The organism is Nostoc sp. NMS8 (genome assembly GCF_017115045.1).
Lineage (GTDB): Bacteria > Cyanobacteriota > Cyanobacteriia > Cyanobacteriales > Nostocaceae > Nostoc.
Genome location: NZ_JABXKK010000104.1, coordinates 18,944 through 44,692, shown reverse-complemented (window position 1 = coordinate 44,692; position 25,749 = coordinate 18,944). Strand labels below are relative to the sequence as shown.

10 protein-coding genes are annotated in these 25,749 nt (G+C 42.8%); 5 read left to right on the top strand and 5 right to left on the bottom strand.

Annotation, left to right across the window (positions count from 1 at the left end):
• Nucleotides 1-85 precede the first annotated feature (85 nt).
• The 4 genes from HWQ39_RS26660 to HWQ39_RS26645 all read left to right on the top strand — a co-directional run bounded on the left by HWQ39_RS26660 (nucleotide 86) and on the right by HWQ39_RS26645 (nucleotide 11,073).
• Nucleotides 86-1,633, top strand: a complete 1,548-nt coding sequence (locus HWQ39_RS26660) for a PAS domain-containing sensor histidine kinase (protein ID WP_292851931.1) — start codon at nucleotides 86-88, stop codon at nucleotides 1,631-1,633.
• 113 nt (nucleotides 1,634-1,746) lie between these two features.
• Complete coding sequence (locus HWQ39_RS26655) at nucleotides 1,747-5,949, top strand: amino acid adenylation domain-containing protein (RefSeq protein WP_292851928.1); 4,203 nt, start codon at nucleotides 1,747-1,749, stop codon at nucleotides 5,947-5,949.
• Between the two features lie 8 nt (nucleotides 5,950-5,957).
• Nucleotides 5,958-9,251, top strand: coding sequence for an amino acid adenylation domain-containing protein (locus HWQ39_RS26650; RefSeq protein ID WP_292851925.1), 3,294 nt, complete (start codon nucleotides 5,958-5,960; stop codon nucleotides 9,249-9,251).
• A gap of 289 nt (nucleotides 9,252-9,540) precedes the next feature.
• Nucleotides 9,541-11,073 carry a glycosyltransferase gene (locus tag HWQ39_RS26645; protein WP_292851922.1) on the top strand — a complete coding sequence of 511 codons (1,533 nt, stop codon included), beginning with the start codon at nucleotides 9,541-9,543 and terminating at the stop codon, nucleotides 11,071-11,073.
• Nucleotides 11,074-11,613: 540 nt separating this feature from the next.
• Here HWQ39_RS26645 and HWQ39_RS26640 read toward each other — a convergent pair.
• On the bottom strand, nucleotides 11,614-12,714 hold the full coding sequence (locus HWQ39_RS26640) for an alpha/beta hydrolase (protein ID WP_292851919.1): 1,101 nt from the start codon (nucleotides 12,712-12,714) through the stop codon (nucleotides 11,614-11,616).
• Nucleotides 12,715-12,990: 276 nt separating this feature from the next.
• Between HWQ39_RS26640 and HWQ39_RS26635 the strand changes: the two genes are divergently transcribed.
• On the top strand, nucleotides 12,991-17,700 hold the full coding sequence (locus HWQ39_RS26635; RefSeq protein WP_292851916.1) for a non-ribosomal peptide synthetase: 4,710 nt from the start codon (nucleotides 12,991-12,993) through the stop codon (nucleotides 17,698-17,700).
• Between the two features lie 212 nt (nucleotides 17,701-17,912).
• Here the strand turns inward: HWQ39_RS26635 and HWQ39_RS26630 are convergent, their stop codons facing one another.
• The 4 genes from HWQ39_RS26630 to HWQ39_RS26615 all read right to left on the bottom strand — a co-directional run bounded on the left by HWQ39_RS26630 (nucleotide 17,913) and on the right by HWQ39_RS26615 (nucleotide 25,734).
• Nucleotides 17,913-20,144, bottom strand: coding sequence for a chemotaxis protein CheW (locus tag HWQ39_RS26630; protein ID WP_292851913.1), 2,232 nt, complete (start codon nucleotides 20,142-20,144; stop codon nucleotides 17,913-17,915).
• Nucleotides 20,145-20,181: 37 nt separating this feature from the next.
• Nucleotides 20,182-21,438: a GAF domain-containing protein gene (locus tag HWQ39_RS26625; RefSeq protein ID WP_292851910.1), complete on the bottom strand. Its 1,257-nt coding sequence runs from the start codon at nucleotides 21,436-21,438 to the stop codon at nucleotides 20,182-20,184.
• 29 nt (nucleotides 21,439-21,467) lie between these two features.
• A complete protein-coding gene (locus HWQ39_RS26620) occupies nucleotides 21,468-22,493 on the bottom strand; it encodes a chemotaxis protein CheW (RefSeq protein WP_292851907.1) in 1,026 nt (341 codons plus the stop codon).
• Between the two features lie 103 nt (nucleotides 22,494-22,596).
• Nucleotides 22,597-25,734, bottom strand: coding sequence for a hybrid sensor histidine kinase/response regulator (locus HWQ39_RS26615; RefSeq protein ID WP_292851904.1), 3,138 nt, complete (start codon nucleotides 25,732-25,734; stop codon nucleotides 22,597-22,599).
• Between the last annotated feature and the right edge of the window lie 15 nt (nucleotides 25,735-25,749).

Sequence of the window (25,749 nt, the reverse complement as noted above, 5' to 3'; positions counted from 1 at the left end):
CCAATCAATCATAACTGGATCGTCAGGGTGCTAAGACAGCGTGGAGAGAGAGCTACAAAATATCTTCCTCATCGTACCAGCGGCTATGCATATCGAAGAACCCAATACCTATGAACCGGAAACTCCATTTTCAGTACCAGATTCTCAGAGTTTCCCAGAAGCAAAAGACTTATCTCAAGAAAATTTAGATCCTTGTCAATCTTCACAAGCCGCCTTAGAAATGGCATTAATCGCCAGTGGCTTGGGGTTATGGGATTGGAATCTAGTTACTGATAAAACTTATTACGATCCCCAATGGAAAAGCATTCTGGGATATCAAGTAGACGAAATCGACAACGATTATCAATCCTTTGAGCAACTTGTACATCCGCAAGATTTACCGAGAATTCGCCAAGCATTGCACGATTATCTCCAAGGATACACACCTGTGTTTGAAGTCGAATTGCGAATGCTGACCAAATCCGGGGAATGGAAGTGGATTTTGACTTGTGGCAAAGTATTTCAGTGGGATGAATCCGGTAAACCGATACGGATGGCGGGGACGCACAAGGATATTACTCAGGATAAGGCGATGTCTACGACGAGCTGCGCTTACGCTAATCAACAATACCAATTTTTTGAACAACTCCAAAGAGAAATCGCCCAACGCCAGTCTATTGAAGACCAAGTTAGGGAAAAATCACAGCAGCTAGAAACTACCCTCGAAGAACTCAAATATACCCAAAGGCAGTTATTGCAGAACCAGAAAATGGCTAATCTCGGTCAACTGGTGGCGGATATGGCTAACGAAATTAACAACCCCGTTAGCTTCATCTACGGCAATCTCCATCCCGCCAGCCAATACGCTGAAGACTTAATTAAAATCATAGAACTTTATCAACATCACTATCCCACACCTACCCCAGTTATTGCCTTACATCTGCAACGCCTCGACCTTGGTTTTGTGAAGACAGACTTTTTAAAATTGCTGTGGTCAATGCGAGCCGGATCTGAACGCGTCAAAGAAATTGTTTTCGCCTTGCAGAACTTTTCAACCTCTGACGAAGGTCAAATGAAAAAAGTTGACCTCCATCAAGGATTTGATAGTGTTCTCAGAATTTTGCAGCATCGTCTCAAAGAAAAGCCTGATAGAGCCAGGATTCAAGTAATTAAAACCTTTGGGGAATTACCTTTAATCGAGTGTTATCCAGGTGAACTAAATCAGGTATTCATGAACATCTTAACAAATGCCATTGATGCCTTAGAAGAGAGGATGAAGCATGATAATTCCTTTACTCCCAAAATTTTAATTCATACAGAAATTGTTAGCAGCCATTTATCATTGGTCAATAGTAATGAACATTGGCTAAACAACCAACAGGATAAAAAGCACAAAGCTATAATTCGCATTTTTGACAATGGCAAAGGCATTCTGCCCCATATCCAAAGACATATATTTGAACCATTTTTTACGACTAAGCCAGTAGGCAAAGGTCAAGGACTGGGGCTATCAATTAGTCGGCAAATTATAGTTGAAAAACATCAAGGTAAACTTAAATGTAATTCTCAATTAGGTCAAGGCACAGAGTTAGTAATTGAAATTAATACAACAGCAAGACACTATGCCGCAATGAGAAAACACGCCAGTCTTTAGGCCAATACGTTTCAGTTCAGCCCAAAATACTTGTAGAGACGGCGATTTATCGCGTCTCAATGGGCTGAGAAAAAGTTTCCACAAATTCCACCACAACTGTTTGCCATTCACTTATGAGCCAGTATATTTACAGTAGTCTCACAGATGATGAAGAACTTAATTTTTCTGAGGAAGCAGAGGTTTTCGTTTTTCCCACTTCTTTCGCCCAGCAGCGATTGTGGTTTCTCGACCAGTTAGCACCGGGGAATCCATTTTACAACGTGTCAACAGCACTTCACCTGACAGGTTCCCTCAACTTCACCGCCTTAAAGCAGACATTCAACGAAATTGTACGTCGCCACGAAACGTTACGTACTAGGTTTCTTATGGTAGAGCAGCAACCAGTACAGGCAATTTCACTTAGCTTAACCATACCTCTTCCCTTAATAGACCTACGCAATTTTGACAGCCCAGAACGCGACACACAAGTGCAGCAAATCGTAACCCAAGAGGCTCAACATCCTTTCAATCTCACCACTGGGCCATTGCTGCGAGTAAAGCTGCTGCAACTGGATGAAGCAAAATATCTGCTGCTACTAAATCTACATCACATAGTTGCGGATGGTTGGTCAATTGGAGTGCTAATTAGAGAATTGGGGGTATTATACAAAGCCTTCGTAGAAGATAAGCAATGTCTAACGACAAGCAACTCTATGTCTACGCCTTTGCCAGAACTACCCATTCAATATGCAGATTTCGCTCAATGGCAACGGGAGTGGCTACAAGGAGTGGCAGCAAACGGCACTTCGCCTCTACAAACCCAGTTAGCTTATTGGCAAAAGCAATTAGACGGAATTTCGGTATTGAATCTCCCCACCGACCGACTAAGACCAGCAGTTCCTAGCTACAAAGGTGCAAAACAATTTTTAGAGCTACCACACTCCTTAACTCAAGCGCTAGAGGCACTGAGTTCTCAAGAAGGCGTTACCTTGTTCATGACAATGCTGGCAGCGTTTCAGACTTTGCTCTATCGCTACACCCAGCAAGAGGATATTGCAGTTGGTTCACCTATTGCTAATCGCAATCGTAGCGAACTAGAAGGATTAATTGGTTTTTTTGTCAATAGCTTGGTGTTACGTACAGATTTTTCAGGCAAGGCGACGTTTCGAGAATTGTTGAATCGAGTGCGAGAGGTAACTTTAGAAGCATACAGTCATCAGGACTTGCCTTTTGAAAAGTTGGTGGAGGAACTTCACCCAGAGCGAGATTTGAGCTATCATCCTTTTTTTCAGGTTGTATTTAGCCTACAAAACACTCCTATCGAAACCCTAGAGTTATCTGGGTTAACGCTTTCGCAATTTGAGTTCGATAGCAAAACCGCAAAACTTGATTTAGAATTCCATTTGTGGCAAGACTTGGAAAGTTTGAAAGGACAAATGGTGTATAGCACCGATTTATTTGATGATAAAACCATTACGCGAATGCTGGGACATTTCCAAACGCTGCTAGAAAGCATTGTTGCCAATCCAGAACAGCGGATTTCAGATTTGTCTTTGCTTACTGAAGAAGAACGACAAGAGTTATTAATTGATTGGAATGACACTAAACGAGACTATCCAGAGAATAAGTGTTTTCATCAGTTATTTGAAGCACAAGTGCAGGAAACTCCGGACGCGATTGCGTTAAACGCACGCTCCGCGAACGCACTAGTTTTTGGCGATGAACAACTCAGCTACAAAGAGTTAAATATACGCAGCAACCAACTTGCACATTATCTGAAAAAATTGGGAGTAGTCCCTGATGTTTTAGTAGGTATTTGCGTAGAGCGATCACTAGAGATGATCGTCACATTATTAGCCATCCTCAAAGCAGGTGGAGCATACCTGCCTTTAGATCCGAGCTTACCTCAAGAACGTCTTAACTTCATCCTAGAAGATGCACAAGTTTCAATCTTGCTCACTCATTGCTCTTTAGCCCCCCTTTTTAAGGGGGGTTGGGGGGATCTCTTGTCAATAGTTTACATAGATAAAGATTGGGCAACTATTACACAACACAGCCAAGAAAACCCAACCACCTGCGTAACATCTGACAACCTAGCTTATGTCATCTACACCTCTGGATCAACAGGAAAGCCTAAAGGTGTTTTGCTTCAGCATCGAGGGTTATCAAACTTAGCAAAAGCTCAGGTTGAAATTTTCAACTTGCAACCGAGTAACCGAATTCTGCAATTCGCATCATTAAGTTTCGATGCCTCAATTTTTGAGATTATCATGGCACTACAAATAGGGGCAACTCTTTATTTAGCAAACAAAGAATCCCTTTTACCCGGACAACCTTTGCTCAAATTATTGCGCGAAAAAGCTATTACTCACATCACCCTTCCGCCAGCAGTGTTAGCAGTACTACCTACAGAATCACTTCCAGCATTGCAAACTATTATTTGTGCAGGCGAATCCTGCACCGATGATATTGTAAAACGTTGGTGTAACTCTCATCGTCGGTTTTTTAATGCTTACGGCCCTACTGAAGCAACGGTTTGGTCAACTGTTGCAGAGATTAGTCATATAATTGACAAGCCGCCTATTGGTCGCCCTATTCCTAATACTCAAATTTATATATTAGATAAACATTTACAACCTTTACCAATTGGAATTACTGGCGAATTATATATATGTGGTGATGGATTGGCACAAGGCTATCTTAATCGCCCTGAATTAACTATTGAAAAGTTTATTCCCAATCCTTTTAGTGATAAAAAGGGAGTGCGACTTTACAAAACAGGTGATTTAGCTCGGTATCGACCGGACGGTAATATTGATTTTTTAGGACGCATCGATAATCAAGTAAAAATTCGTGGATTCCGCATTGAGCTGTCAGAAATTGAAACAGTCCTGAGTCAGCATCAAAGTGTCCAAAAAGCAGTAGTAATTGTTAAACAAAACGTATCTGGTGATAAGTACTTGGTAGCTTATATTGTTCTCAATGTAGAGATGCAAAATTTCTCGTCACTACTACGTAAATTCTTAAAAGAAAAATTACCAGAATACACGATCCCAAAAGATTTTGTAATGCTAGATTCTCTGCCTCTAACAGCTAGTGGTAAAGTGGATCGTTTGGCACTAACAGAACTCAACACTCCAACTAGCCACTCAGTAGATAAAGCATTTATCGCTCCTCGGACTCCAACCGAATCAAGTTTGGCAAAAATTTGGGCTGAAGTGCTTAATATTGAGCGTGTGGGAATTTACGATAACTTTTTCGACTTGGGAGGAGATTCGCTCTTAACTGTACGCCTCCTGAAGCAAATACACAAGCGGTTTGAGAACGAATTACCGTTATCTACCTTATTTTTAAATCCGACAATTGAAAGTTTAGCAACTGCTCTATCCTCAAAAGCAGATTCTCTCTCGTGGTCTCCCTTAGTTCCGATTCAACCTGCTGGTTCAAGTCCAGCTTTCTTCTGTGTCCATCCAATTTTTGGTGTTGTTTTTCCTTATTACGAATTAGCTGCTAATTTGGGAAAAAATCAACCATTTTATGGGCTACAACCCATTGGACTTGACGGAAAAAGTTCTCCATTAACTCGCATTGAGGATATGGCTACTCACTACATTGAAGCATTGCGTAGAGTGCAGCCCAAAGGCCCTTATTTTTTAGGAGGTTGGTCTTTTGGAGGTTGGGTTGCTTTTGAAATGGCTCAACAACTCCAAAGGTCTGGGGAAGAAGTGGCTTTACTTGCTGTGCTTGACACTTTAGCACCAATTCCAGGCAATGTACCTTCTTTGGGTAGTGGTTTCAAGTTTATGCTGACGACAGTGGCGCGATATATATGGCCCTTTTTCCTCGATTATTTTTATCTAATTATTGCGATCGCCAATAACAGAATTAACAGTTTAATTTCTCGGTTGACTAATTTTAATAAAATTTTGCAAAATTCTGTTTGGGAGTCGCTAACGCGATCGCTCCAAACAAATCTCTTCTCTCACCTCACCCTAAAAGAGGATGCCACGGTTAACGTTATACCTGAAGAATCCAAGTTAAGACTTTTAAGCGAGTTAGCAATTCGTCCAATGTTTCGTGTTTATTATGCCAATAGCCAAGCAGTTCTTAACTACGTTCCGCAAGCCTACCCTAAACGAATTAATCTTTTCAGAACCAAGGTTGAATCAAGTATTGCCAAAGAAGATCCGAGTATGGGCTGGGATCGGCTAATTGTGGGAGGAACGAAAATTCATCATATTCCTGGCAATCACCTAACTATGCTGAGAAAACCCCATATCCAAGTTCTCGCCGCACAGCTAAAAGCCTGTATTGAGAAAGCGCAAAATTTAAATTAAGGATCGTTATGTCTTCTGAAGAAGTCTTCGTCTTTCCAGCATCTTTTGCTCAACAACGGCTATGGTTTCTCGACCAATTGATCCCTGGCAATGCTATCTACAATGTGCCGACAGTAATTCGCTTGACAGGTTCGCTTAAGTTAGCCGCACTAAAACAGACTTTTAACGAAATCGTGCGTCGCCACGAAACCTTACGCACAACTTTTATTGTGTCGGATGGGCAACCCCTACAGGCGATTCCTGCGGAAAGCTACGCTAACGCACCCAGCTTAACAATACCTCTTTCTGTATTAGACCTCCAGCAATTGCCAGATGATGAACAAGAGGTTAAAGCAAAGTGCATTATTACCGCAGAGATAGAACATCCCTTCGATTTATCCTCCGGGCCATTGCTGCGAGTAATACTCCTCGTCCTTTCTGAGACAGAACATATTCTATTACTGAATATGCACCACATTATCTGCGACGATTGGTCTATGGGGGTACTGATTCGGGAACTAGGAACGCTGTACGCAGCTTTTGCACAAAACCAGCCTTCTCCTCTATTAGAACTGCCTCTTCAGTATGCCGATTTTGCTCACTGGCAGCGCGAGTGGCTGCAAGGAGAAGTACTCCAAACCCAGTTAGCTTACTGGCGGGAGCAACTAAACGATATTTCCATACTGCATCTGCCTACTGACAAACCAAGGCCAGCTATACAAAGTTATCAAGGAGCAACCCAATTTCTAGAGTTACCGCTCAAGCTAATTGATGCACTAGAAAAGCTGTCACAGCAAGAAGGTGTCACCTTATTTATGACACTGGTGGCAGCATTTCAAACATTACTTTATCGCTATACACACCAAGAAGATATCGCGGTAGGTTCGCCAATTGCTAACCGTAATCGCAGCGAAATTGAAGGAATAATTGGTTTTTTTGTCAATAGTTTGGTGCTACGTAGCAACTTATCTGGAAATCCCTCTTTTCGGGAACTACTAGGTAGAGTACGGGAAGTAACGTTAGAAGCATACAGCCACCAAGATTTACCTTTTGAAAAGTTAGTTGAAGAACTACATCCAGAGCGTAACTTGAGCCATCATCCACTATTTCAAGTGGTGTTTGGTTTTCAAAATGCGCCAATGTCAGCGCTAGAGCTGCCTGGATTAGTACCTAGCTTTATGAATATTGATATCAAAAAAACGCGTTTTGATTTAGAACTGCATTTATGGAAGTGTTCTGAGGATTTTAGGAGCTTATGGGGTGCAAACTGGGAGTATTCTAACGGACTCCGAGGTGTGATAGTTTACAACACAGATTTATTCGATCGAGCCACTATTAGCCGGATGGTGGAACATTTTAAAAATCTGTTGTCAGCTATAGTTGCAAATCCAGAAGAACGAATTGCAAATTTACCGTTATTAAGTGAAGCGGAGTTACATCAGTTATTGGTGGAATGGAATAACACCCAAGCAGATTATCCTCAATATAAGTGTATCCATCAATTGTTTGAAGAAAAGGTACAACAGTATCCTGATTCTATAGCAGTAAACTTTGCTAACGAGCAACTGACTTATCAAGAATTGAATACTCGCAGCAATCAATTAGCACAGTACTTACAAAAAATCGGAGTATCTTCAGAAGTTTTAGTCGGCATTTGCATTTCACAGTCTATAGAAATGATAATTGGGTTGTTGGGAATTCTGAAAGCTGGGGGAGCGTATGTTCCATTAGACCCCGGCTATCCTCAAGAGCGTCTAAATTTTATGCTTGAAGACGCACAAGTTTCAGTATTGCTGACACAAGAAAACTTGCTCAAGCATTTTGAAGGTTTCTCAAATCCAATTATTTCTATAGATAAAGACTGGGAAATTATTACCCAAGAAAAGCAAGATAATCTTAAAAGCGATTTAAATAGTGATAATTTAGCCTATGTTATTTACACCTCTGGTTCTACAGGAAAACCCAAAGGAGTTGCTGTACCTCATAAAGCTGTAAATCGGCTTGTATGCAATACGAACTATATAAAATTTTCACCATTTGATAAAGTCGCCCAAGCCTCAAACACTTCTTTTGATGCAGCGACATTCGAGATTTTGGGAGCGCTACTTAACGGCGCTCAACTTGTAAGAATTAGCAAAGATGTAACCCTTTCACCTCATGAGTTTTCATTACAACTACGACAAAAAGGTATCAGTATTCTGTTTTTGACTACTGCCTTGTTTCAACAGATTGCCAGAGATGTTCCGCAAGCTTTTACTTCGTTGCGATATTTACTGTTTGGTGGCGAGACTGTTGATAAAAGATGGGTTAAAAAGATTCTTAAGTATGGTGCGCCAAAGCATTTAATTCATGTTTATGGGCCTACAGAGAATACAACATTTTCTTCTTATTACTATGTAGAAAACTTAGCGCCAAATAGATTTTTGCCTATTGGTCGTCCCATTACAAACACGGAAATTTATATATTAGATACCTGTTTGCAACCTGTACCTGTTGGCATTACTGGCGAATTATATATCGGTGGTGAAGGGCTGGCGCGAGAATATCTCAATCGCCCTGAACTTACTACTAAACACTTTATTCCTCATCCTTTTAGTAATAATCCCAAAACACGTCTTTATAAAACGGGTGATTTAGCCCGCTATTTACCAGACGGCAATATTGAATTTTTAGGTCGCATTGACAATCAAGTAAAAATTCGTGGCTTCCGCATTGAGTTGTCAGAGATTGAAGCGGTGTTGAATCAACATCCAGCAGTGAGAGAAACTGTTGTCATTGTTGGTGAGGATGTACCTGATGATAAGTACTTGGTAGCTTATGTTGTTCTCAACCAGGAACAGATAGCGATGCAAGAGGTGCAAAGCTTTGCATCCTTACTTCGCCAATTCCTCAAAGAAAAGTTACCAGAATATATGGTGCCAAGTGCATATATGGTACTGGAATCTCTACCTATAACACCTAATGGTAAAGTGGATCGGCGTGCTTTACCCATGCCTGATACAATTTCTTTTAATAATCAAGATTATGTGGCACCGCGATCGCAGGTTGAAGAGTTACTTGCCCAAATTTGGGCTAAAGTCTTGGGGAAAGAGCAAGTAGGCATCCATGACAATTTCTTTGAATTGGGCGGTCATTCTCTCCTTGCGACTGTGCTAACTTCCCGTATCCGTGACACCTTCCAAATAGATTTGCCTGTACGCAACTTGTTTGAAGCACCGACTGTAGAACAATTATCTAGATATATTGACACAATCTATTGGACAGCAAAAGGTATGGATAAGGCTGAAACTACGGGAATTAAACGAGAAGAAGTGGAATTTTGAGAACCCCCTGAGTTAGCGATCGCCATACCATTTATGCCATCCGGTATATATGCACCAGCCGCAGTAGTGATTAACTTAAGCATTAGGAAAATGCGCGAATTGGCTGGGTTTAAGCTCAACTGACTTTTCACGCCATGTGAAAAAGCTTATTTTTTCATGGCGTTTATGTACAGCCTCACTGCCTGTGTTTTTCAGTCTTGGGAGTTTTTAACAAGCTCATTAAGGTGTTCTGCTGCGGTCTTCAGACAAAAATCTTTAGTAGAAATCAAGCTGTATTAGGAAGTGGGCTATGCACATTGGATTTCTCAACCCTCAAGGCAATTTTGATTCAGGCAATAGTCATATAACGAAACACCCAGATTTTGGGGGTCAGCTGGTTTACGTTAAGCAAGTCGCTATAGCCATAGCTCAAATGGGTCATAAAGTTGATATTCTCACCCGTCAAATTATTGACCCGGAGTGGCCAGAGTTTGCCGAAGCGATTGACACTTATCCAGGGATCGATAACGTCCGCATTATTCGTTTACCAGCTGGGCCAAATGAATTTATTTCTAAAGAGTTGTTATGGCCTCATCTAGTCGCTGATTGGATACCCAACATCTTGAAATTTTATCAGCAGCAAGGTGGTTTACCCGATGCTATGACTGCTCACTACGCTGATGGAGGACTGTGTGGCGTTCTAATTGAAGAGGAGACAGGCATACCTTTTACCTTTACTGCTCATTCTCTCGGTGCTCAAAAGATCGACAAACTGGAAGCCACCCCAGAAAATCTCACAGACATAGACGAGCAATTTAATTTCAGATATCGCATCTTAGCCGAACGCCTGAGCATGAATCGTTCGGCTATTAATATCACCAGTACACGACAAGAACGCTTTGAACAGTATTCTCATCGAGTCTATAGTGGTGCAGTGGATGTAGAAGACGACAACCGCTTTGCAGTGATTCCACCGGGAGCAGATTTCTCGATTTTCGGTGCAAAGGCACGTTCCGAAAATGAGGAGGCTACCTATCAGTTCATTCAGGAGCGATTGGCACGGGATATTGCAGAACCACGTCGAGATTTGCCCGTTATCCTAGCATCCAGTCGATTAGAACTTAAAAAAAATATATTAGGGCTAGTGCAAGCCTTCGCAATCAGTCCAACACTTCAGGAACGAGCTAACTTGGTCGTACTTACAGCAGGGCTGGACGATCCTTTCCGAGAGGAAACTAGTGACGGCATAGCTGAAGAGGTATTAGCTCCCATTCGGGAAGTTATCAAAGAAAACGACTTGTGGGGCAAGGTGAGTGCCTTTGGCTTGTCAGATCAGTCTCAAGAATCACTGGCAGCAGCCTATCGGTTTATGGTTAAACGCCGCTCGGTGTTTGCGCTGACTGCACTTTACGAACCTTTTGGGCTTGCTCCCTTAGAAGCAGCAGTTGCAGGTTTACCAGTGGTAGCAACCAAGAACGGTGGCCCCAGCGAGAGCTTCCGACAGGGAAATAAAGAATATGGCGTACTCGTTGACCCAGAAGATCCTGCTGATATTGCACGGGGCTTGGAACGGTTGCTATGTGATGCTAATGAGTGGGAGTATTTTGCCCAGGCTGGTCAACAACGAGTACTGAAGAAGTACACTTGGGAATCTACTGCTGAAAACTACCTGACTTTCCTTGAGCAGATTGTGTCTTCACCAGAAACCCACCCTCGCGCTGAAATCCTTCCCATCCATCCCTACTTCCTTAATCCAGAATCGCAGACCGATGTTTTTTTGGAAGAATTGGGCGAACTTTACTTTGGAAGTAATCAAAAGGTACTAAGTACAGCATTTTCTTAATTCGTAGCGAATTAAATTTGGCAATACCCTGCAATGGCAATGAATACGTCGGCCGCATTGTTAATGCGCCGACTTGCATTGTTAATGCATTGGCTTGCATCGTTAATGCATCGACTTACATCGTTAATGCATTGGCTTGCATCGTTAATGCATTGGCTTGCATCGTTAATGCGTCGGCTTGCATTGTTAATGCCTCGACTTGCATTGGAAACGCTACGCTTTTACGCAAAACTGTACTAAGTACATCTGCCTTTAAATAAGCGTGAGTTCGACAAACCTCTCCCTCCCAGCCTCCCTTTCCGTTTCGGAGAGGGAGGAGTAGCGAAAAATTCAGCTTTTGCTCCCTTCTCCGTGTCGGAGAGTGGTTGGGGGAGAGGTCAAATAATACTTGTCGAACTCACGTTAAATAAGCTTCAGTAGCGATCCTAGATATAAGCCAATACGGTTCAGTTAAGGCTAAAACTCTTTGTCAAAGTTAATTTTTTTAACGAACCACAGAGGCGCAGAGAAGGCAGAAATGCTTAACTGAACTGTATTGAGCTATAAGCAGCCAGCAGAAAACGTGCTGACTGCTTCGGAAAACTGCTGGTTTCGTTCCATCAATGCCATGTGTCCACCTGGTTTTAGGGTGACTCTTTCAGAGTAAGGCAATTCTGCTTTCATGCGATCGCTCGCCACAGGTTTTGTCGCTATATCTGAATTACCACAAACAACCAACACAGGTACGTTAATAGTTGCAAGTGTTTGTGTTTCATCGAACTTCAACATTCCCAGTGTGCCACGAGCCAGAACACCAGGCGAACCCAATGCTGATAATAGACCTGCAAAACTTAGTTGACCCCGTGTTTCAGTACCCGTAAATCCAGATAGTTCGACAGTGATGTATAGCGAACCATTGAAATACGAGAGCCAAGTCATCAACCAAAAAAGTGGCCACAGCACGATAGTCAGGTACAACACAGGTTCGAGTAGCGGTTTCTGCAATTTACGTGCCAGATTGCTAAAGAGACAAGTTTTTACCGGATTGGTGTAAGTAGTATCTACAAGAATTAACCCAGCTACCCGACTCCCTAATTGCTCTGGAAACAGCCGACAGAATGTCAGGTTAATCATCCCACCCATGCTGTGTCCCACCAAGATAACAGGTTTATCTCCTGCTATGGCAACAACAGCTTCCAAGTCACGGGCATATTTTTCTATAGAATGATCGTTGTTTTTCGGTTTGGCGGATTTTCCTAACCCTGGTAGATCCCAAACAATTACTCGGAAGCGATCGCTCAGTTGTCGTTTGGCATAATACCATATAGTACTGTTCGGCCCCCAACCGTGTGACAAGATAATCGGTTGACCATCTTCAGGGCCAAAAAACTCTACTTGCAGTACACTACCATCCGGTCGTGGCAAACGTTGCACAGTTTTGCTACGCATAAACTTAGGTTCTTCGGCTCCAGGACGGCGCAACAGTGGCAAGCTGATAAAACGACCAGCAAAAGTCCACAGAATCATTACTAGCCCCGCCACCAAGTAAGATGTTCCTACAAGTTCTCGTTCGTACCACTCATAGAGAATGTAGATTCCACCGCCAAGTACGCCGATTGACAGCAGTTGAATCAGCCATACAAGCAGAAAATTATGAGGCATGAATATCATGAGCCTAAACCTTACGATATCTTGTTCACTGCATTCTCTTTTAGCTTCATACCATAGTTATAATCATCCAAGTTTCATTCCCAGGAATGATTTATGCAGTCTTATAAGTGTGATAGAAATGCTGGGTTAGGTAATAAGCAGTGCAGCTTGGCAAAAAGAACTATCCAGTTGAAAAATGTTAAAAAGCTTATGATACAAGCAATATTCTTCCAGCATAGCTGCCTACTCACTTCTAATAAATAACAATACTTGCGAAGGGGTTTAATTTTGAATACGGTTGAATTTTTAACTTATCTTCGCAGCTTAGATATTCAAGTTTTTATTGATGGTGAAAAGTTTCGCGCTAACGCCCCTGATGGAATTCTTACACCAGAATTGCGTGCAGAAATTCAAGAGCGCAAAGCAGAAATTATTGAATTTCTAGAAGCATCTAATCGCACTAATAACCACAGCTTTAGACCTCTTGTACCTATTTTGCGGTCAGAAAATCTTCCCCTTTCTTTTGCTCAACAACGGCTGTGGTTTCTTGACCAATTAATCCCTAATAATCCTTTCTATAACATTCCACTAGCACTACATTTAACAGGTTCGCTGAAATTAGCCGCGCTAGAGCAAACTTTTAACGAAATCGTGCAACGACATGAAGCTTTACGCACCACTATTGTCGTACAAAAAGGGCAACCAGTTCAGGTAATTAATCCCACCCTAACAATACGTTTACCAATAATAGATTTACGGCAACTGCCACAAGCCGAACGAGAAATACAAGCACGACGACTCACTACACAAGAAGCTCAACGTCCTTTCAATTTATCAACTGATTCGTTGCTGCAAGTAAAACTGCTGTGGTTGGATGAGACACAATACATCCTGCTGCTGACTATGCACCACATTGTCTCCGATGGTTGGTCTATTGGAGTGCTGATTCAAGAGATAGCAGCACTCTACACAGCCTTTGCCAGCAATCAGCCTTCTCCTCTACCGGAACTGAAAATCCAATATGCAGACTTTGCATACTGGCAACGCCAATGGTTGCAAGGGGAAGTATTAGAAAAGCAACTAAGTTACTGGCAGAAGCAATTAGACGGCATTTCTATGCTAAACTTGCCAACCGATAGACCAAGATTAGCTGCCCAAACTTATCAGGGTGCAAGGCAACCTCTGCAATTATCAAAAAGTTTGAGCGAAGCACTTTTAGCTCTCGGACAACAAGAAGGGGTAACTTTATTCATAACCCTGCTGGCAGCATTCCAAATTTTACTTTACCGCTACACACAGCAAGAAGATATTACTATTGGTTCACCTATTGCCAATCGCAACCGTAGTGAAATTGAGGGATTAATTGGTTTTTTTGTCAATAGCTTAGTACTTCGTACCGATCTATCAGGAAACCCAACTTTTCGGGAACTATTGAGTCGAGTTAAAGAGGTAGCTTTAGCTGCTTATGCTCATCAAGATTTACCTTTTGAAAAACTTGTAGAAGAACTGCATCCAGAGCGCAATTTAAATCAAAATCCACTATTCCAAGTTGTTTTCGCGCTCCAAAATGCGCCGATGACAGCCTTAGAGTTACCTAGTTTAACTTTAAGCTCGCTACCTTTTGAAACGGAAACAACGCGCTTTGATTTGGAGTTCCACTTGTGGGAACCAAATACTCAAAATGGGTTATGGGCAGATAGCTCAGAAGGGATTAGTGGTTTTGTAATTTATAGCACTGATTTATTTGATGACGCTACTATCAGCAGGATGCTAGGACACTTCCAAATGTTACTAGAAGGTATAGTTGTAAATCCAGAAGAACGGATTGCACATTTACCATTTTTAAGGGAATCTGAGCTAAATCAATTATTAACTGAATGGAACAATACCCAGGCAAATTATCCTCAAGATAAGTGTATACATCAGTTATTTGAGAGCTTTGCAGAACAGAATTTCGATGCGATCGCGCTAGTATTTGGCGATAAACAACTCAGCTACAAAGAGTTAAATATACGCAGTAATCAACTTGCACATTATCTAAAAAAATTAGGAGTTAAAACCGAAGTTTTAGTAGGACTTTATGTCGAACGCTCTTTTGATATGGTAATCGGGATGTTGGGCATCCTGAAAGCAGGTGGAGCTTATGTACCTCTAGATCCAAGCTATCCATCTGAACGTTTAACTTTTATGCTTGAAGATGGTGAAGTATCAGTTTTATTAACTCAGGAGCGATGGCTTGAACGTCTGAAAAACTCTAATTCACAAATAATATGTTTAGATAAAGATTGGCAGATTATTTCTCAAGAAATTGAAGATAACCTTACTAGTAAAGTTATAGTAGATAACCTCGCTTATGTCATTTATACCTCTGGCTCAACTGGAAAACCTAAAGGGGTTAAAATTGAACATAGGGGATTGTTAAATTTAGTATTTTGGCATCAAAAAGCGTTTGCAGTTTCACCCCTTGACCGAGCAACGCAGATTTCTGGAGTTGGCTTTGATGCTTACGGTTGGGAAATTTGGCCTTATCTTAGTACTGGGGCAAGCATTTATATTGTAGATGATGAAACCAGGCGATCGCCTGACCATATCCGAGATTGGCTAGTATCAAAAGCGATAACAATTTCTTTCATCCCAACACCTTTAACTGAGAAAGTTTTATTATTAGATTTTCCTAAGAACGCAGCTTTACGAATATTACTCACAGGTGGAGACAAACTAAATCAATATCCTTTAGCTTCCCACTCTTTCCAAGTATTTAATAATTATGGGCCAACGGAGAACACGGTTGTAACAACTTCTGGTCATATTTCTGTTAAGAATAAAGATAATTTAGCACCTGTAATTGGTTGTGCGATCGCCAATACAAAACTTTATATATTAGATAAACATTTACAACCAGTACCTATTGGCGTTCCGGGAGAGTTGTACATAAGTGGTGATGGGTTAGCACGAGGTTATTTAAACCATCCTGAGTTAACTGCTGAATCCTTCATTTATCATTTTTTTACTAATAAGTCAAAAGCGCGACTTTATAAAACAGGTGATTTAGTTCGCTATCGAGTAGATGGCAACATTGAATTTTTAGGTCGCCTCGACGAGCAGGTAAAAATTCGTGGCTATCGTATTGAGTTGGGAGAAATTGAAGCGGTACTGAGTCAGCATCCAGCAGTACAGCAAACTGTAGTAATAACTCGTGAGGATGAACAGGAAAAGCGTCTAGTAGCTTATGTAGTACCAAAAACTGAATACAGTAACGAACAGGAGAATTTGCAATTAATGCAATTGCAGAATGAGCAGGTTTTGCAATGGCAGATGTTGTATAACGAAACTTATAATCAATCTACTGATTCAGATCCTACATTCAATTTTGTCGGCTGGAATAGCAGTTACACAAATCAGCCTATTCCAGCAGAACAGATGCGTGAATGGGTGGATAAGCAAGTCGAGCAGATTTTGGCTTTGCAACCCAAACGAGTGTTAGAAATTGGTTGTGGAACAGGCTTGATTCTATTTAGAATTGCATCTCATTGCACTAAATATTGGGGAACAGACTTTTCCTCAGTTTCACTTAACTACATTCAGCAACAACTACAAAAACAAGAAATGCCGCAGGTAACACTGTATCAGCAAATGGCTACTGACTTCGAGAAAGTAGAAACAGCAGCTTTTGATGCAGTAATTCTGAACTCAGTTGTACAATATTTTCCTAGTATTGATTATCTGATTAGTGTATTAGAAGGTGCTGTGCAGGCAAGTGCTCCAGGTGGCTTTATCTTCATAGGGGATGTGCGTAATTTGTCGCTCTTGCAAGCTTTTCATACCTCAGTCCAACTGTATCAAGCTGAACCTTCCCTTACCTGCTTCGAGTTACAACAACGGATACAAAGGCAAATATTTGAAGAGACAGAGTTAGTTATTGATCCAGATTTTTTTACTGCAATCAAGCAACGCTTTCCGCAAATTAATCATGTACAAATCCAACTGATACGGGGTAAACATCACAATGAGTTAACTGAGTTTCGTTACAATGTGATTCTTCATATTAGTGCCGAAATTGTTAGTAATACTGGAAATCATTCAGTGCTGAACTGGTCTGAAGATAATCTCACAGTCTCAGCAGTGCGCCAATTATTAATTGAGAATAAACCAGAAATATTAAGCATTATCAATGTACCTAATGCGCGGCTGATGTCAGCAATTAAAACAGTAGAATGGCTATCAGACGTAGAAGGTTTTAAAACTGTAGGTCAAATACGTAAAACTTTGCAAGAACTAGAAAATTTCGGAGTAGAGCCAGAAGATTTCTATGCGCTGAACGTACCTTATAGCGTTGATATTACCTGGACAAATTCAAGTACTGAAGGACATTATGACGTAGTTTTTGTACGGCAAGATGAAGTAGGTAAAAAAACTATTTTTCCCCATAGCACGACTCTCTCTCGACCCTGGCAATCTTACGGTAATAATCCCCTACAAACCAAAGCAGCACGTAAGTTAGTGCCGCAGTTGCAGACTTACATAGCACAAAAACTGCCTGAATACATGATGCCATCAGGTTTTGTAGTATTGGAGTCTTTACCTCTAACAGCTAATGGTAAAGTCAATCGCCGCACTTTAAGAGCATTCCATAATGGAATCAAGCCGCAATTCCCTGAAAATTACATCGCACCTCGCACTCCTGTTGAACAAGTGCTAGTGAAAATTTTTGTTGAGGTTTTGGGACTTAAGAGCGTAGGAATTTATGATAATTTCTTTGAATTAGGGGGTCATTCATTACTGGCAACTCAGCTTGTCTCTAGAGTGCGCGACGCCTTACACGTGGAGTTGCCTTTGCGTAGCGTATTTGAGGCATCGACAATTGCAGAATTATCTAAGGTGGTGGAAAGCTTTAAAGAAAGCAATGCTCAAAGTCAAGCCCCAGTTTTAGTACCACTATCGCGTGAAAGTCGGCGGATTAAGTTATCTTCCTTAAACGAAGAGAGCGTAAAACTTTAAACCTCTTTTACTTGCACTCTTACCGCTCTCGATAATCTTGAGTATTTTAGCGATCGCTCGTTTTTCATCTGACTTCACAAAATCACGTTGCTCCCATTTTATGCAAAGTTTTATGTTCTGTTTAGGCTATAACCCTTGAAATGCCGTTAATTTTTGGTCAGGGTATGATTCACAATTTGGTCATTTAGGGGGTAAAAGCACAGGTATTGAGTTTAAGTTAGAGATTTTGTGAGAAGCTGACCATCCAAAACCAGGCTAAGTTGCCCATTGGCAAGAATGCTAGTTCCTTGGATATAAGCAACAACTGGAATTGCTTCCCCCAGAGGATGGATCGCAGTGGATTGCTTGCCGATGATGCAATCTACTTCTAAAGCACATCGTTTGTCTAAGTAACTAAATACTAATAAAGGCTTATCCTGCTTGAAAGCATTTAGTGTGTCTGTGCTGTAAGTAGTAACTGAGGTAGGAAGCTGGTTATGAGAAGTCAGCACATCAGTCAATAAGTGGATAGGGACGAGCATTTCTGTTGTTAGATCCTCATCAGCACGACCAAGGAAGCCACTGGTGCCAGAAGACTGCAAAAATAACATACGTCCCGCTTGAGTTTGGATAATTTGTTCAGACTGGGATAGACAAATCTGCTCTACAGAATCGGCAATAAATGCATAGACTCTGGAGTTAGCTTGACAGACGATAAGTTGAGCAATTTTTTGATCGAGGGGAATTTGAAGCGAGAAGGCTGTACCATGTCCAGCTTTAGACTTCAATACTATTCTTCCCTGAATAGCTGTTAATTGCTTGCAAACTTCAGTTAATTCTGCTCCTAACTCTAAGGCAGCGCGATCGTATAAAACAGATGAAACCTCTGGTTCAAGTACCAGTTCTTGTAAAATATCCCCCGGTTTTGTAAGGGCGAGTCCTTGGGCTGAAGCTTGTTGATAGATTTGAGATAAGTTAATTCCTGCGCCATCATCACAGCCATCAATAATCAGTTGATTTCCTTGCTGGTAAACTTCAATTTCAATAATACCGTTGCTATTTTTACCTAGCTGTTGGCGTGTTTGGCCAGACTCAATACTTTGCTCTAGTAAATAGCAACTTATATGCAACAGGAGGGTACGGAGGCGATCGCTAAATGCCCGATCGACTTGGATATCGCTAATTTGTAAATGTAGTTTAGCAGACTTATCTTGTAGAGCTTGTAACTGAGGCCAAAGCCGATGCAACGGTTCTAAGGCTACTTTTAAAGGAATAGTTGTAACTTTTTTGACTAAATCGGCAGAACGGTTAAGTAACTTTTCCTGCTGTATCAGTTCTTGTTTGAGCTGATGATGATTGTTATTAAGTGAATGAACAGTTGATGCCACCTGAGACGCTTCAGCCAAAACAGATTGCAGAGTACTGTATAATTGCTGAGAGCGAGAAGCAGCTAGAGGAGAAAGGGTATCTGAAATTGCTGCTAAACGTCCTGACCATTCCTGTAGGTTATCGAGCAGGTGTTGTAATCGTTTAACTTGTCGGAGCAACCGCCCGATGGTATGTTGCTGTTCTTCTTCTTGACAGGCTTGCTGATTATATGTAGTTAATAATGTTGCAACTAGCGTGTTTAGTTGTTCAAGATGTTGAATATTGATGGGTGTGGCGGTTGGAATACTTGTTGCAACAATGGTAGAAATGGATTCTTGCAAAGAGAGTGGATGGCGATCGCGAACAGATTTAACTAGGGATACTTCAGTAGGCAGGGAAAAATCCCCCAACCAAGCATGAAAATCTCCTTCTCCATACTCCTTCGGGTTTGCTAGTTCCCCTACATTGATGGGAAGCTGCTCGGTATCTAAGCGAACAAGGCTGCCAGACTGGGGGGTAGTTTCATCTATTAGTTCCCTGTCAAGACTTTCCTTGTCTTTAACGATAACTTGCTCCGCAGAAGATTCTACCTTGGGCAAGCGATCGCCAAACTGAATAACTGGTTGATATTCCTGCGCTTGCTTTACCGATGTCTCAAGGTTTGTTTCCTGGGGGATAACGCTTTGTTGGCGATCGCCAAACTCTCCTTGTAAACAAGCAACAATGGCAGACATCCGCTCCAGAATTTCTACTTCGTCAACTTGCGAGGCCGTTAAAAATGCCATCAATAGCATCTGTAGGCAATCTAATCCTTCCGACAACAGGGAGGCGATGGGGGCGTTGACAGTTGCCTGATACTGATGTAAAAGCTGAAAAATTTCTTCTAGTGCAGCCGCAACTATGGCAATGGCATCTAACTCAGCTGCTATGGCAATCGAATGCAGAGAGCTAGCAGCTTCCATGAGAGCCAAAGCTGTACCAGGGTTACTGTCTTTTGTATAGTTAGGCAACTCCTGCTCCAAGAACAGTAACAGATCGATCGCTTCTTCTAGAAAGCGATCGTCGTTCTGCGGTTGGGGGACAAAATCGGTACTCATGAACGCAACTCTCAGTTTCTATGGGTTTGTGACAATTCTACGGCTTCGATATTGTTTGGAGGCTACAAGCAGCGATGTCGGCGATCGCTCTAAATTGCTCTTGGATTTGGGCGATTGACTCCAGCCCCGCACTGATTTGGTGATCGCACGGTTCGATAGCAGAAGTAACGTCTGCTGCTGCCACCTGGAGTTCTTGGAACCATTCCTCTATATTTAAGGTGCTGTCGCGGGCTTGACGGGCGAGAATTTCTACCTGTTCGGCAGCAGCTAACAAACCTCTTTCGCGATCGCTAGCTTTTGTGGCTTCAATGGCTGTATTCAGGGACAAAACTTGAATCTTGGTACTCAAGCCTTCCACAAGGCGAATAAAGCCAGAGGCTTGCTCGCAAAATTCACCAAGGTATTGCAGCTGTTTATTGGTAATAGCAACAGTATCTTGAATAGACATTAAATGCTCGCAGGCAAGCTCGGCGATTCTTGCTCCTGCTTGTACAGCCTGGCTCACCTGCTGAAATGGCACTAGTAACTCAGAGCGATCGCCGGATTCAGCCTTTTGCTGTTGAGCAGGTGGAGCTACTATTTCAGCCCAACGCAAGTTAATTGTCAACATCATTCCTACTTGTTGTAGCAAACTGCGCTCTGCTTCCTGCCATTGTCGGGGTTGGAGGCAATAATGAATAACTAAAAAACCCCAAGGCTGTTGTTTGACAATCAAGGGCAAGCAGAGGCTAGTTTGCACCTGAAAGCGTTGCCAAAACTGCTGTTGGCGGGGAGTTAGTTCTAATACTTCAGTTAGGTTGCCCTGCGAGTTTTGTCCGTCGCCAACATCGGGTTTATTAACAAACAAATTTATCGGTAGGGATTGGTTGAGTAAGGATGTCCAACCCGCTTGTATAGCTTCAGCGATCGCTCGACTGCGATTATCTTCCTCAAAACGATAAATCAGGACGCGATCGGCGTTGAGAACATCTCGCAGGGCGGTGACTGTAACCTCCAAAAGTTCAGCTTGACCCTTTGTCTGCTGCATTTGCCGATCGATGGCCGCAAGCTGTTCCCGCTGGAGTTGAAAAGCCCCTCGAACATTTTGATCGTTGTCACTGGGCGAATCCTTAGCCAAAGCTTGGATAAAAGCTTCGATTTGACTCACCTTCTGCTGCAATTGAGCGACCTTTGGCCCCTTCGCAGATTGAAAGACTGCTTTGATTAGAGCCACATTAGCCAAAATTTCTTCTATCTGGATTTCATTTTCAACAGGCTGGGTTTCAGAATTAGGGTCTAAAGTTGCGATCGTCACAGAAAACTCCTTGGCAGCATCAAGTTAAATCAGTGGGTTTGCCATTGCAATGTCTGGGCGATCGCTCTGGTGTCTAAAATCCAGCGATCGCCTGGCAGAATACCTCGAACAAAATTTAGTAGTTTGTTTGGGGAAAAGTCGGTTGGTGCCGATTGTGCTTGCTGTAAATCCTGCCACTCTACATCGTAGACATGAGCCACCAAAAACCCGATTACCTGATTTTGCAGCTCGATAACCAGAACCATTGGCTTTTCTGGTCGTGACTGCCGCTTCAAAAGCGGCGCATAACCAAGCAAATGTTCCAAGTCAACCACCCGCAGCATCTGTCCTTGCCAATTATAGAAACCTAAAATCCAACTTGGTAAGGCCGGGGCTGGGGAAATTTCTTGGCTAGCGAGATGAATAATGTCCTGTAATGAGTGGAATGGTAGCAATCCACTTCCTCGATCGCCCAAGGAAAAACGGAGAAATCTTTGCCGTTGTTCGCCTGATGTCAGCCCAGGAGCCAAGGTTGGAGTTGTTCCGGGCAACCCCAACTTATCAGCCAATATCTGGCTCATGCCTAGAAGAAGTACTTTGAGTGGTTCTTCATTTGGTGCTACAGGCAAAACAGCCATGTGGCTCACACAGCTTAACTCCGCCACTTGCCGATAAGACCACGGCACCGGACGCACTGCTTCTAAAGGAATATCGATTAAGGCAGGGGGCTTGTCCACAGGAATGCCACAAATTTCCCCAGTCCGGGTTTGAGTCAGAAGTAAGAAGCGCCCTGAAGTGTCAACCGCAGAGGGAACTTGATGCGGCTGTTGTCCTTGTACTTGCTGAATGAACTTCTGGCGCAAGTCCACAATTGTGATGGTTTGCGCTCCCAAATCAACCATCCCGATACCACTTTCAACCGTACTGCTAATCGGGGGACAAGCCATCACCTTGAGAACTGCCCCAACTGGCAGGGCAAATAAATAGTCTGCGATCGCAAAAACAACGACTCGTAAGGAGTCGCGATCGCTCACAGTGCCAGATAATCGCTTAAACGGAAAGGGAGTGTTAAGCATAAATACTAATTCGTAATTCGTAATTCGTAATTCGTAATTAAGAAAGTTAGATATGGCATGGCTTTTGGGGTTTGAATGTGTTGCCTTATTTTAGAGAATTGGGCTAAGGGCTATGAACCAGTTCAGCGATCGCGGCGAGGAAATTCTGTTCTGAATAGGGTTTGGTCATGTAAGCTTTTGCTCCTAGAGCTAAAGCTAATTGGCGGTGCTTTTGTCCGCTACGGGTAGTCAGCATCACCACAGGAATCCGGGACAAACGCTCGTCTTGGCGACGGTGTTCTAAAAACTCAAATCCATTCATACGCGGCATTTCAATGTCACAAATCACTAAATCAACATCACTGTGTTGCAGGATTTGCGCGATCGCCTCTCGACCATCGCCTGCTTGCAACACTTGATAATCGGCTTTCTGGAGTGTCTGCACCAAACTTTGCCTTTGTACAACCGAATCTTCCACCACTAACACCATCAGCCGATTAGGTTGAGCAACGGCTGTATTGACTTCCATCGGCTGTTGCTGCGGTTGCGTTATAGTTAGCTGGGATTGCTGCCCCTCTAGAGTAAGAACAGGCTCAGGCGCAGGCAATAGTTTAGTTGCAATTGATGCCGGAGAAGTCGGCATCATATCTGTCTCCCAAGTTTGCCGAACTAACTCCAACGGGTCAACGATTAGGGTAAGACTACCATTTCCCAACACGCTGTAGCCTTGGATGTAACTAGGTAAAGTTAGGACTCTACCGAGGGATTTAATTACTAATTCCTGCTCGACTAAAATCTGATCGACTTGCAAACACAAGTATTGCTGCTCTGTTTCCAACAGCAGCAGAGGTTCGACGGTGTTCCGTTGTTTGACTGGAAAAGGACTTAGGTTTAAATTGTGGTCTTGGGTGAATAAAGGATATTTGTAATCCAGCAAATTGGCAAGCGGGCGGATGGGAACGAGTTGCAGACTTTGCCCTTCTCCCCACTGCCAGAATTTTTGGCTGCCTTGCCCGTGTAAAGATTGCTGGACTTGAATCTGCTCTGGCTGCGGTAATAAAACCTGGCTAACTCCTTCAGACAGCAAGCCATAAGTAATACCTTGAGATTGACAAACGAGTAAGCGTGCCGTTGTCAAGCTCAGAGGCAATTGTAGGATGAAGGTGGTTCCCTGCCCTGAAAGCGATCGCACCACAATCGAACCTTGTAAAGCTTGCAATTGAGTGCGAACCACATCTAAGCCGATACCACGGCCAGATAACTCACCAACCTGCTTGGCGGTAGAAAAGCCTGGTTCAAATAATAAATCTGCCAGTTGGTCTTCTGAGGCGTAGGCGGCTTGTTCGGGAGTCAATAGGTGTTTTTCTATAGCTCGCTGACGAATGGCTTCCCAGCTAAAGCCTCGACCATCATCTCGTACCTCAATAGTAGTGCGGTTGCCTTGATGATAGGCTTTAATTGTAATTGTTCCGGTTTCTGGTTTCCCCTGCTGGCGACGGGTTTCTACCGGTTCAATGCCGTGATCGAAGGCATTGCGAATCATGTGCAGTAAGGGATCGTATAGCTGTTCAGAAATGGCTTTATCCACCAGTACCTTCGTACCGCCAAGCTTGAGTTCAACAGGCTTATGATAAGTTGCTACCATCTGTTGCAGCAGCCGGGGTAATCGATTCAACACTGTTCCCAGTGGAACCATTCTGGCTTGCAGCAAATCTTCCTGCGCTCCTGAAAGCAGTTGCTTGCGCTTTCCGAGACTGAAGCGAGATTGTTGAACTAAGGAATTAACAGCCTCAATCCGTTCTCCTAATTGCACCATGTCTTCTGTAAGATTTTGCAGGAGAATATGCAACTCGCTATAGTTATCCATTTCTAAGGCATCAAAATTGGATTGTGCCTCGGTAGGAGAGATAACTCGTGGAGAGCCATGCATGTGTCGCTGCTTGCGTTCGGGAAGCAGCAGATGTCGATCCGACCAAGTAAAAACTTTACTAAGTTGTTGTTGACAGTACAAAAACTGTAGTAGAGTGTCTTGAGCTGCTTTGTGGATGTGGTTAGATTGCAGGTTTTGTTGGTTTTCGCTGATTAGCAATTCCCCAATTGTATGGCTGAGGCGATCGAGTTGTTCTATCGCTACTCGGATACTGGGAAGTGATGCCGATGACTGAGCCTGGAGGCTTGGCGCTGGTGGTGGAGAGGCTGGGCGATCTGAGTCTGAGTATCGGCAAGATGTCTCTGGATCTCCGATCCAGATTGACTGTAAAATCCGCTCTATGGCAGAGGGGACTACTACCGAATCATGAGAAATAGGTGCCAGTACCTCCGGTGCTTTCGCTACGGAGTTATCAGTTCGCTTCGGGAAAAACGACCAAATTGATTCCGCTTCGCTGGCACTGAGGAGGGGAGATGGCTTATTCTCAGTTGTAGTCGTTTCTGTGGGTTGGGCAGCGATCGCAACTGGCTGCTCTTGCGGTTCTGGGACAGGAGTAGTTAGTCCTGCCCATTCTCGCAATTGTGGAGATATCTCTCCCCCTTGAGTGCGATCGCCTGCAAGTACTGCTGTTTGAGCTGCTTTAAAATTTTCTAAAGCCACCTGAGCGATTTGCAATACTTTGTCTGGATGTGCTTTGAGCGCGTTTAGGGTCGCCTGGGCAATTTCTTCCAATCCAGATAAGCCATAAGATGCTGCTAGTTCGACAAAAAATTCTGCTTGAGAGTTGAGTGTTGTTTGAATTTGTTGCGGATCTTGGCTTTGAATGTCAGTTTCCATCTGTTGCAAATCCTGAGGTACACTCCCGGAAAAGATTGACTCTACGACATCAAAGCCAAGTTCTTCTGAACTGGGAAGCGGAGCCTCACGACCAAAAAAGTCGCCTAGTTTATGTTGGAGTTGGGCAAAAATTGAGGCAGTTCGATCGAGTATTTCTGCCTCATTGCAGGATAAGCCCATCAAGGCTGCACTCAATGGAGTTCGCAGGCACTCATAAGCATCTAGAAGCAAAGCACCCAATTCTGGATCGATTTCCAGTTCTGGAGCGTATAACGCTTGGAATACATCTTCCAAATGATGGGCAATTGTCTGAATAGTTTCTTGCCCAACACTGGCAGCACTCCCTTTGATAGTATGGGCGCTTCGCATCAAAGCATGAACTTTTTCTATTGTTTTTTCATCAAGTAGACCGATCAAATTCTGCTCAATGGTTTGCAACAACTCTGCCGCTTCAGCAAGAAAAGCCTGCTCTTGATTACTGGGATCGGTGTTCATAACAGTTTTGCGAGA

Coding starts and splice junctions, on each gene's coding strand:
- HWQ39_RS26640 (WP_292851919.1), bottom strand. CDS start 12,714: ATGCCTCATAATTTTCTGCTTGTATGGCTGATTCAACTGCTGTCAATC.
- HWQ39_RS26655 (WP_292851928.1), top strand. CDS start 1,747: ATGAGCCAGTATATTTACAGTAGTCTCACAGATGATGAAGAACTTAAT.
- HWQ39_RS26620 (WP_292851907.1), bottom strand. CDS start 22,493: ATGCTTAACACTCCCTTTCCGTTTAAGCGATTATCTGGCACTGTGAGC.
- HWQ39_RS26615 (WP_292851904.1), bottom strand. CDS start 25,734: ATGAACACCGATCCCAGTAATCAAGAGCAGGCTTTTCTTGCTGAAGCG.
- HWQ39_RS26650 (WP_292851925.1), top strand. CDS start 5,958: ATGTCTTCTGAAGAAGTCTTCGTCTTTCCAGCATCTTTTGCTCAACAA.
- HWQ39_RS26630 (WP_292851913.1), bottom strand. CDS start 20,144: ATGAGTACCGATTTTGTCCCCCAACCGCAGAACGACGATCGCTTTCTA.
- HWQ39_RS26645 (WP_292851922.1), top strand. CDS start 9,541: ATGCACATTGGATTTCTCAACCCTCAAGGCAATTTTGATTCAGGCAAT.
- HWQ39_RS26660 (WP_292851931.1), top strand. CDS start 86: ATGCATATCGAAGAACCCAATACCTATGAACCGGAAACTCCATTTTCA.